1 protein-coding gene is annotated in these 1,500 nt (G+C 44.1%); it reads right to left on the minus strand.

Features of this window, described 5'->3' with window-relative positions; translation table 11 throughout:
- Positions 1–292 precede the first annotated feature (292 nt).
- A partial coding sequence (locus RMO27_RS03880; protein WP_309729300.1) for a carotenoid oxygenase family protein occupies positions 293–1,500 on the minus strand: 1,208 nt, incomplete at its 5' end.

Here is a 1,500-nt window from a genome sequence, read left to right on the forward strand (position 1 = left end):
TGTCTAGTACAGCTATCCAATTATTATATTAGGAGGTGGTGCCCATGATCGAGAGTAGTACACGTCTGGGTCTCGAAACTGGAGTTAGCCGGCTGAGTGCTGGGACTGTCCTCTAGTAAACTTATCGGTTTGTCTATAGAATCGTTCTAGATTCACTCCTGTTTGTTGGTAGAGTTTCTCTCAGCAGCCAGGTTCCAGCGAACAGACCCCCTAGACCGCTCCTATTACTAGTACTGAGATTTTAGAATCTTATCTAGTAGTAGGAGCGGATAGTTTTGGGAGATTAATTCAGTTAGGTTCTCTTCCAAATACCATGAAAACCCATCGGCACCACACTAGGTAAACCCAATCTACAGACTGGTGGCTCGTCCAATCTGTCACAATCGTAAATCCAGACTTCACTCTGATGGTGTTCGCCGTCATAAATTACTGTGAGAATCCAGCCTCGACTAGGATCGAATTTATCGACAACATGAATCGGTTCGGTGGGATATAAATGACTGGCAAGATTGGCAGTAGTTAAAGTATGCATCTGTCGATCGAATCTGCCAATTGTCCCCACTAATTCTCGATTGAGAACTGCACCTGATTTGTGAACTGCTAAATAGGTATATCGCCATGCTTGTCCGACTTGAGATGATGGCACTAATGGAAATTCACAACTACGATCGATTAGTTGTTCGCTACTAATCAGTTTACCAGCCGCCGGATCGATGACTAGTTGCCAGAGTGTCCCGATTGCCTCAGTGTGAGTTTCACCAGTTGCTACTTCTCGCAAAAATTCATTAGTATCAAAATCTGGATAGCGAACTAAATCGCAGATAATCTGACCGTTAGCATTGACATAACCGTTCCCAAAATGCCACTGATACCACGGCTCGGTAGTAAAGTTACTAACTAGACTCAGATCCTCACGATCGAATACCATGATTTGCGTTCCGAGTGCTGGCTGCCACCGGATCGATTCACTATAGCTAGCCAATTGAAGTAGGATCGGTAGTGGTTTAATCTCGATCGGGTTAATGCAAAATACCAAATATTTACCAACCATCAAAAAGTCATGAACGGTTGTCAGTCTGGGTAGTTTTGTTTGTGTGGATTTAACGATCTTACCAGTACGATCGCTTTCATACAGGTTGAGTTTTGGCTGTGCCCCGATCTCGATGCCAAAGTTATAGATATGTCCCGAAATTGGATCGACTTTGGGATGTGCTGAGTAAACTAATGGTGTGAATTTGCTACCTAAATTATCCGTACCTAGTGTTGCTAAAGTATCTAAATCTAACGCGTGTGGCGCGCCACCTTCCCATAATGCCAACAATCGATCGGGTAAAGCTAAAACTGAAGTATTAGCTGCATTTCCCAATGATTTACCCCACCGTTCCCAGAGATTGCCCGATGGCCGCATTCCATAATTACCATACAACCACCGATCGACCTGACTTTCTTCCTGATATTTCTTGGTTTTGACGTAGCGATAGACCCCACTAGCAGCCGCAT

Source organism: Chamaesiphon sp. OTE_75_metabat_556 (assembly GCF_031378165.1).
Classification (GTDB): Bacteria; Cyanobacteriota; Cyanobacteriia; order Cyanobacteriales; family Chamaesiphonaceae; genus Chamaesiphon.